Source organism: Pseudomonas sp. S36 (assembly GCF_016647875.1).
In the GTDB taxonomy this organism is placed as follows: domain Bacteria; phylum Pseudomonadota; class Gammaproteobacteria; order Pseudomonadales; family Pseudomonadaceae; genus Aquipseudomonas; species Aquipseudomonas parafulva.
The window spans coordinates 1-8,077 of record NZ_JACVVG010000085.1 but is presented as its reverse complement, the minus strand read 5'-3'; the positions used below and the strand labels follow the sequence as shown (position 1 = coordinate 8,077).

Here is an 8,077-nt window from a genome sequence, read left to right as displayed (position 1 = left end):
CAACAGCTAGATCAAGATCAACAGCTAGATCAAGATCAACAGCTAGATCAAGATCAACAGCTAGATCAACAGCTAGATCAACAGCCAGAGCTAGCTCTCGCTGAGGCGAGCGGCTTGGGTGGGCTTGGGCCGCCGGCAAAAAAAACCCGGGTTCTGGGGGAGGAATCCGGGTTAAGACCATTAGGAGTAAAACAAAGGTACGCGGTCCCTGAGCACCTTTATCGGCACGCCACTTGGGGGGGATGTGCCGGGCCGACACCTCTAGTATTGGCCAGGTTTGACGCAGCGCCAGTCGAAGTTGATCGTTTTTTAAACAGATTTGGAATACGTCAGCCCCCAAGTGCTCCCGCTCGGCATGGCCGCAGGCACCCGGAAACACAGAAAAACCACGGATGATCCGTGCAATTTCATGCAAGTTAGGCATAATAATCCGCTTCGATTGTCAGCCAGTCCTTCCCATGCAGAAAGAACCTCGTAAGGTCCGTGAGTTTCGCCGTCGCGAACAGGAAATCCTCGACACCGCCCTCAAGCTGTTTCTCGAGCAGGGTGAAGACAGCGTCACCGTCGAGATGATCGCCGACGCCGTAGGCATCGGCAAAGGTACGATCTACAAGCACTTCAAGTCCAAGGCGGAGATCTACCTGCGCCTGATGCTCGACTACGAGCGCGACCTCAATGAGCTGCTGCATTCCGCTGATGTAGACCGTGACAAGGAGGCCCTGTCGCGTGCCTATTTCGAGTTCCGCATGCGCGACCCTCAACGTTACCGACTGTTCGATCGCCTGGAAGAAAAGGTGGTCAAGGGCAATCAGGTGCCGGAGATGGTCGAGCAACTGCACAGTATCCGGGCTTCCAACTTCGACCGCCTCACACAACTGATCAAAGGCCGCATCAGCGAAGGCAAGCTTGAAGACGTGCCGCCGTACTTCCATTACTGCGCGGCATGGGCACTGGTGCATGGTGCCGTGGCCCTGTACCACTCGCCGTTCTGGAGCAATGTGCTGGAAGATCAGGAAGGCTTCTTCCAGTTCCTGATGGATATCGGCGTGCGTATGGGCAACAAGCGCAAACGCGACCCAGAGCCCGCCAGCTGATTGCACCTGCGGTTAAGGCCATCGGTAGCCGGCTATGACGTAGAGCAAAGCTGGCGCAAAAGCTGCATCCGCCAGCTATTCGCCGGTTTTTCGTCACCGGCCACTGGAGGAATGATGCGTAGCCTGGTCTTGCTGCTAACGCTTACGGCGTTGGGCGGGTGCATGAATGTCAGTGATATGGGGGAGGGCGTGCGCTACCACATGAGCGACGCCGGCCTGTTGGATCACAGCGACACCCGCCGTACCTTGTCCATCCGCCTGCAGCCCGACTCCTTCATTTTCATTGGCCAGGGGGCCTTTGTGCCGCCCGGCAAAGGCCCCGTGCCTCGCCAGAACGCCGTGGCGGATGAAGCATTCAAGAGCTTCGTCGAATACTTCCCGCTGGTGCGTCGCGCCGACCGCCCCCTTGGCCTGGAAGAGGCCATCGTACAGGCGCGCTCGGTGGGCGCCGACTATGTGCTGTACACCCGGTTCGCCCGCACGGACGACCGAATTGGCAATGGGGATGAGTGGTACGACGAGCAGGCCGTCGACCGCCTTGGCTGGGACAGCGGTGTGGTGCAGATGATGCTGCTGGAAACCAATACCCGCTATTTGATCGACACAGTGCGCATCAAGAGCCGTGGCGGTTTGTTGACGTTCCACGATCAAACCCCGCAGGATTTGCTTGGCGCGCCAATGCGCGAGTACGCTCGTAGCCTCTTGGGCATGAGCCGATGAGGCAATGTGATGAGTGAGTCAGGCAAAGCCAGCGATCTCCTGACGCAAATTCCCAGTAACAAGGGCCTGCCACCGGTGCACCTGTGGAACCCGGATTTCTGCGGCGATATCGACATGCGCATTGCCCGCGATGGCACCTGGTACTACATGGGCACACCTATCGGCCGCAAACCGATGGTGAAGTTGTTTTCCGGCATTATCCGTCGCGAGGGTGATGACTATTTTCTCGTCACACCGGTAGAGAAGGTGGGCATCCAGGTGGATGACGCACCTTTTGTGGTGGTGGCGCTGGAGGTGCTGGGTGAGGGCGAGCAACAGGTGCTGCGTTTTACCAGCAATGTGGAAGATCAGGTGGACGTGGGGCCGGCCAACCCTTTGCGCGTGGTTACCGACCCCGTTACCCAGGCGCCTTCACCTTATGTGCTGATGCGCGATAACCTCGAGGCGCTGGTCCATCGCAATGTGTTCTACCAGTTGGTCGAGCTCGCCGTACCGCAGGTGCTGTCAGGTGAACAATGGTTGGGCGTGTGGAGCGGGGGCGTGTTCTACCCCATCGGCCAGGCCGATTGACACGGTGTTGACCCAATAACGCAAAAGCCCCCGCTGCTTGCGCAACGGGGGCTTTTTTATCTGGCTCCGCGACCTGGACTCGAACCAGGGACCCAATGATTAACAGTCATTTGCTCTACCGACTGAGCTATCGCGGAATCTGCGCGTATCTTACTCATTGCCAGGGGGAAGTCAAGCAACCCCCTGTAAAATCAACCGGTTACAGCACTTCTACAATAGCCTTCGTAACCACGTGGATGTTGCTCTGGTTGAGCGCGGCTACCGCGATGCGGCCTGTGTCCAGCGCATAGATGCCGAAGTCGTTCTTCAGGCGAGTCACCTGCTCAACGGTCAGGCCGGAGTAAGAGAACATGCCCACCTGACGGCCAACGAAGCTGAAGTCACGCTTGGCGCCGTACTGCGCCAGCAATTCGACCATCTGCTTGCGCATACCATGGATGCGCTGACGCATTTCAGCCAGTTCGGTTTCCCACATCTGGCGCAGTTCAGCACTGTTCAGTACCGTGGCAACGATGGTGGCACCGTGGGTTGGCGGGTTGGAGTAGGTGGTGCGAATCACCCGTTTGACCTGGGAAAGCACGCGCGTACTTTCGTCCTTGGACGCCGTGACGATGGACAGTGCGCCGACGCGCTCGCCGTACAGCGAGAACGACTTGGAGAACGAGCTGGACACGAAGAATTCCAGGCCAGACTCGGCGAAGAGGCGCACCGCAAACGCATCTTCGGCGATGCCGTCGCCAAAGCCCTGGTAGGCCATGTCCAGGAACGGTACGTGCCCCTTGGCCTTGACCACTTCCAGAACATGCTTCCAGTCGTCCAGGGTCAGGTCCACACCGGTCGGGTTGTGGCAGCAGGCATGCAACACCACGACAGAGCCCGCTGGCAGGTTGGCCAGGTCTTCGAGCATGCCGGCGCGGTCTACACCGTTGGTAGGTGCGTCGTAGTAGCGGTAGGTTTGCACAGGGAAGCCCGCCGACTCGAACAGCGCGCGGTGGTTTTCCCAGCTAGGGTCACTGATGGCTACCACTGCCCCCGGTGCGATCCGCTTGAGGAAGTCAGCACCGATTTTCAGCGCGCCAGTGCCGCCTACCGCTTGCACGGTGACCACCCGGCCGGCGGCCAGCAGTGGGGATTCGGCGCCGAACAGGAGCTTCTGCACGGCCTGGTCGTAAGTGGCGATACCATCGATGGGCAGGTAGCCGCGAGAGGCGTGCTGGGCGGCACGTTGGGTCTCGGCTTCGATCACGGCACGCAGCAGCGGAATGCGGCCTTCCTCATTGCAGTACACGCCTACGCCCAGGTTGACCTTGTCGGTACGTGGGTCGGCATTGAACGCTTCATTGAGGCCCAGGATGGGGTCGCGGGGTGCCAGCTCGACAGCGGAAAACAGGCTCATTGTTACCTTGGCTCGGATAGGAGGTGATAGGGCGTACACGCTCCAGCCGAATGCACTGAAGCGGTGCACAAACGGGGAGTCAGTATAGTGATCCCGCGCGGTCGCCGCGACACTCTGGCGCACCTTTTGCGCCTATTTGCGCAAAAAAAATTTCGACCCTTGATCCGATTGCCAGGTCCACCGTTACACCGGGTCACCGTTCCGCCTTCAAAGCATCCCCCGGCAGGCCCATTTGGGTATAGACTACTGGCTAAATTTACAGTGCAGCACCGCGAGGTTCGACATGTCCGAGTTTCAGCTCGTCACCCGTTTCCAGCCGGCCGGCGACCAGCCCGAGGCCATACGGCAGTTGGTCGAAGGCATCGAGGCGGGCCTGTCGCACCAGACGTTGTTGGGGGTGACCGGGTCAGGCAAAACGTTCAGCATTGCCAACGTCATTCAGCAGGTGCAGCGCCCTACGCTGGTGCTGGCGCCCAACAAAACCCTGGCGGCGCAGCTGTACGGCGAGTTCAAGGCATTCTTCCCCAATAACGCCGTCGAGTACTTCGTCTCCTACTACGACTATTACCAGCCCGAAGCGTACGTACCTTCGTCGGATACGTTCATCGAGAAAGACGCGTCGATCAACGACCATATCGAGCAAATGCGCCTTTCCGCGACCAAGGCGCTGCTCGAGCGGCGCGACGCCATCATCGTTACCACCGTGTCGTGCATCTACGGCCTTGGCAGCCCTGAAACGTATCTGAAGATGGTGCTGCACATCGACCGCGGCGACAAGCTCGACCAGCGCGCGCTGCTGCGCCGCCTGGCCGACCTGCAGTACACCCGCAACGAAATGGATTTTGCCCGTGCCACCTTCCGTGTGCGTGGCGACGTGGTCGACATTTTCCCTGCTGAATCTGACCTTGAAGCCATTCGCATCGAGCTGTTCGATGACGAGGTTGAGAACATCGCCGCGTTCGACCCACTGACCGGTGAGGTACTGCGCAAGTTGCCGCGCTTCACGTTCTACCCCAAAAGCCACTATGTCACCCCGCGTGAAACGCTGCTGCAGGCGGTGGAGGGCATCAAGGAGGAGCTGGGTGAGCGCCTTGAGTTTTTGCACAAAGGCAACAAGCTGGTCGAGGAGCAACGCTTGGAGCAGCGTACCCGCTTTGACCTGGAGATGATCCTGGAGCTGGGTTATTGCAACGGCATCGAGAACTACTCGCGCTACCTGTCGGGGCGGCCGGCCGGGGCGCCACCCCCCACACTCTACGACTACCTGCCGGCGGATGCCCTGCTGGTCATCGACGAGTCGCACGTCAGCGTTCCGCAAGTAGGGGCCATGTACAAAGGCGACCGCTCGCGCAAGGAAACTTTGGTGGAATACGGCTTCCGCCTGCCATCGGCGCTGGATAACCGCCCTATGCGCTTTGACGAATGGGAAAGCGTGAGCCCGCAGACCATTTTCGTTTCTGCCACGCCCGGGCCTTATGAGGCCGAGCATGCCGGTCGAGTGGTGGAGCAGGTGGTTCGCCCTACGGGCCTTGTCGATCCTCAAGTGGAAATACGGCCCGCGCTCACGCAGGTCGACGACCTGCTGTCCGAGATACATAAACGCGTGGCCCTGGGTGAGCGCGTACTTGCAACCACACTCACCAAGCGCATGGCCGAGGACCTCACTGAGTACCTGGCCGATCACGATGTGCGGGTGCGCTACCTGCACTCGGACATCGACACGGTCGAGCGGGTCGAGATCATTCGCGACCTGCGTCTGGGCACCTTTGATGTGCTGGTGGGCATCAACTTGCTGCGAGAGGGCCTGGACATGCCCGAGGTGTCGCTGGTAGCCATCCTCGATGCCGACAAGGAAGGCTTCCTGCGGTCGGAGCGCTCGCTGATCCAGACCATTGGCCGCGCCGCACGAAACCTCAATGGCCGGGCAATCCTGTATGCCGACAACATCACAGGTTCAATGCAGCGTGCCATTGATGAAACCGAGCGCCGTCGTGAGAAGCAGATCGCGTTCAACGAGGCCCACGGCATCGTGCCGAAAGGGGTGGTCAAGGACATCACCGACATCCTCGAAGGCGCTACGGTGCCGGGGTCGCGCAGCAAGAAGCGCAAAGGGATGGCCAAGGCGGCGGAGGAGAGCGCCCGTTACGAGGCCGAACTGCGCACACCGGGGGAGATCACCAAGCGTATCAAGCAGCTTGAGGAGAAAATGATGCAGCTTGCCCGCGATCTGGAATTCGAGGCTGCAGCGCAACTTCGCGACGAAATCACCCAGTTGCGGGAGCGGCTGATCGTCAGCTGACCCCTGGGGAGCCGAGCCGCGCCTGTCCGCATATTGCTGATGGCCTGCGGCCGTGCTTGGCATTTGCGCTTGCGCGCGGCAAGCCGTGTGCGCGCCATCGCTGGAGCCCGATGGCTGCCACCTGCTAACATTCGGCCTTTGTTTCATCTTTCGTTCGAGACCCTCCATGACCACCGTACGCACGCGTATCGCGCCATCGCCGACCGGCGACCCCCATGTCGGCACCGCCTACATCGCCCTGTTCAACTACTGCTTCGCCAAGCAGCATGGCGGCGAGTTCATCCTGCGCATCGAGGACACTGACCAGCTGCGCTCAACGCGCGAGTCGGAACAGCAGATCTTCGACGCCCTGCGCTGGCTCGGCATCGAGTGGAACGAAGGCCCGGACGTCGGCGGCCCGCACGGTCCGTATCGCCAGAGCGAGCGGGGCGAGATCTACGCCCGCTATGCCAAGCAATTGGTCGACGCAGGCCACGCGTTCTACTGCTTCTGTACCGCCGAAGAGCTGGAGCAGATGCGTGCAGAGCAGCAGGCCCGTGGTGAAACCCCGCGCTACGATGGCCGCGCCCTGGCCCTAAGCGCCGATGAGGTGCAGCGGCGCCTGGCGGCAGGCGAGCCGCACGTGATCCGCATGAAGGTGCCGAGCGAAGGCGTGTGCGTGGTACCCGATATGCTGCGCGGCGACGTCGAGATCCCGTGGGACCGCATGGACATGCAGGTGCTGATGAAAAACGATGGCCTGCCCACGTATTTCCTCGCCAACGTGGTGGATGACCACCTGATGGGTATCACCCATGTGTTGCGGGGTGAAGAGTGGCTGCCATCCGCACCCAAGTTGATCAAGTTGTACGAATACTTTGGTTGGGAACAGCCCAAGCTCTGTTACATGCCGTTGTTGCGCAACCCCGACAAGTCCAAGCTCTCCAAGCGCAAAAACCCGACTTCGGTCACGTTCTACGAGCGTATGGGCTTCATGCCAGAGGCCATGCTCAACTACCTGGGCCGTATGGGCTGGTCCATGCCGGACGAGCGCGAGAAGTTCTCCCTGGCCGAGATGGTTGAACACTTTGACCTGTCGCGCGTGTCGCTGGGTGGCCCAATCTTCGACATCGAAAAGCTGTCCTGGCTCAACGGCCAGTGGTTGCGTGAATTGCCGGTCGAAGCCTTCGCTGCCCGTCTGCAGCAGTGGGCATTCAACAGCGACTACATGATGAAGATTGCCCCGCACGTGCAGGGGCGTGTAGAAACCTTCAGCCAGGTAGTGCCACTGGGCGGGTTCTTCTTCGAAGGTGCGCTGAAGCTCGACGCCAAGCTGTTCGAGAGTAAAAAGCTGTCGGCCGACCAGGTGCGCCAGGTGATGCAGTTGATCCTGTGGAAGCTCGAAAGCCTGCGTCAGTGGGAGAAGGAGCGCATTACGGGCTGCATCCAGGCCGTGGTCGAGGCCCTGGAGCTGAAACTGCGTGACGCGATGCCGCTGATGTTCGCCGCCATCACCGGGCAGGCCAGTTCAGTATCGGTACTCGATGCCATGGAAATCCTCGGCCCGGACCTGACGCGTTATCGCTTGCGCCAAGCGTTGGACTTGCTGGGGGGCGTTTCGAAGAAAGAAAACAAGGAGTGGGAAAAACTGTTGGCCACCATCGCCTGACGGCGCCAGCGAATCGCTAGCACCGCTCGCTCCACCGCCGTAACCTGGCCCGTAGGAGCGAGCGTAGCTCGCGATGCGTCGCCCAGCGACGCCCTTAAACACCCCATTCCCACGTAAAAGCTGCACCTGCGTCCAGCGCATTGCGGTAAGTGATTGTTATCTGTGAAAAAACTTTTGGATATTTTCAAAAATTCGTTTGACAGGTCTACGATCCGAACTTAATATGCGCCCCGTCCACAGCGATGAACGAAATGAAGCGCCAGGCACCCAGCCAGCGATTCTGTTCAAAGCGACATTGTGGGGCTATAGCTCAGCTGGGAGAGCGCCTGCATGGCATGCAGGAGGTCAGC

7 protein-coding genes and 1 tRNA gene are annotated in these 8,077 nt (G+C 60.0%); 5 read left to right on the top strand and 3 right to left on the bottom strand.

The window, feature by feature from the left end; translation table 11 throughout:
• Nucleotides 1-424 (bottom strand): hypothetical protein (locus IAE36_RS23795; RefSeq protein WP_236409259.1); only part of this gene is annotated, 424 nt, incomplete at its 3' end.
• Nucleotides 425-458: 34 nt separating this feature from the next.
• Between IAE36_RS23795 and IAE36_RS23280 the strand changes: the two genes are divergently transcribed.
• The 3 genes from IAE36_RS23280 (at nt 459) to IAE36_RS23270 (ending at nt 2,384) form a co-directional block, all read left to right on the top strand.
• Nucleotides 459-1,094 carry a TetR/AcrR family transcriptional regulator gene (locus IAE36_RS23280; RefSeq protein WP_028632352.1) on the top strand — a complete coding sequence of 212 codons (636 nt, stop codon included), beginning with the start codon at nt 459-461 and terminating at the stop codon, nt 1,092-1,094.
• Nucleotides 1,095-1,208: 114 nt separating this feature from the next.
• Complete coding sequence (locus IAE36_RS23275; RefSeq protein ID WP_028632353.1) at nt 1,209-1,814, top strand: DUF4823 domain-containing protein; 606 nt, start codon at nt 1,209-1,211, stop codon at nt 1,812-1,814.
• 9 nt (nt 1,815-1,823) lie between these two features.
• On the top strand, nt 1,824-2,384 hold the full coding sequence (locus IAE36_RS23270) for a DUF1285 domain-containing protein (protein WP_201214952.1): 561 nt from the start codon (nt 1,824-1,826) through the stop codon (nt 2,382-2,384).
• A 61-nt stretch (nt 2,385-2,445) separates the two neighbouring features.
• Here IAE36_RS23270 and IAE36_RS23265 read toward each other — a convergent pair.
• Together IAE36_RS23265 and IAE36_RS23260 are read right to left on the bottom strand one after the other, a co-directional pair.
• Nucleotides 2,446-2,521 (bottom strand) — tRNA-Asn (locus IAE36_RS23265).
• Nucleotides 2,522-2,583: 62 nt separating this feature from the next.
• On the bottom strand, nt 2,584-3,780 hold the full coding sequence (locus tag IAE36_RS23260) for an amino acid aminotransferase (protein WP_201165698.1): 1,197 nt from the start codon (nt 3,778-3,780) through the stop codon (nt 2,584-2,586).
• Between the two features lie 283 nt (nt 3,781-4,063).
• On the opposite strand from IAE36_RS23260, the gene uvrB reads away from it, so the two are divergent.
• Together uvrB and gltX are read left to right on the top strand one after the other, a co-directional pair.
• Nucleotides 4,064-6,079: an excinuclease ABC subunit UvrB gene (uvrB, locus tag IAE36_RS23255; protein WP_201214951.1), complete on the top strand. Its 2,016-nt coding sequence runs from the start codon at nt 4,064-4,066 to the stop codon at nt 6,077-6,079.
• A 166-nt stretch (nt 6,080-6,245) separates the two neighbouring features.
• Complete coding sequence (gltX, locus tag IAE36_RS23250; RefSeq protein WP_028632357.1) at nt 6,246-7,727, top strand: glutamate--tRNA ligase; 1,482 nt, start codon at nt 6,246-6,248, stop codon at nt 7,725-7,727.
• Nucleotides 7,728-8,077: the final 350 nt, after the last annotated feature.

Bases quoted from the DNA above. Each gene is read 5' to 3' on its own strand.
- IAE36_RS23280 (WP_028632352.1), top strand. From the start codon at position 459: ATGCAGAAAGAACCTCGTAAGGTCCGTGAGTTTCGCCGTCGCGAACAG.
- IAE36_RS23275 (WP_028632353.1), top strand. From the start codon at position 1,209: ATGCGTAGCCTGGTCTTGCTGCTAACGCTTACGGCGTTGGGCGGGTGC.
- IAE36_RS23260 (WP_201165698.1), bottom strand. From the start codon at position 3,780: ATGAGCCTGTTTTCCGCTGTCGAGCTGGCACCCCGCGACCCCATCCTG.
- uvrB (WP_201214951.1), top strand. From the start codon at position 4,064: ATGTCCGAGTTTCAGCTCGTCACCCGTTTCCAGCCGGCCGGCGACCAG.
- IAE36_RS23270 (WP_201214952.1), top strand. From the start codon at position 1,824: ATGAGTGAGTCAGGCAAAGCCAGCGATCTCCTGACGCAAATTCCCAGT.
- gltX (WP_028632357.1), top strand. From the start codon at position 6,246: ATGACCACCGTACGCACGCGTATCGCGCCATCGCCGACCGGCGACCCC.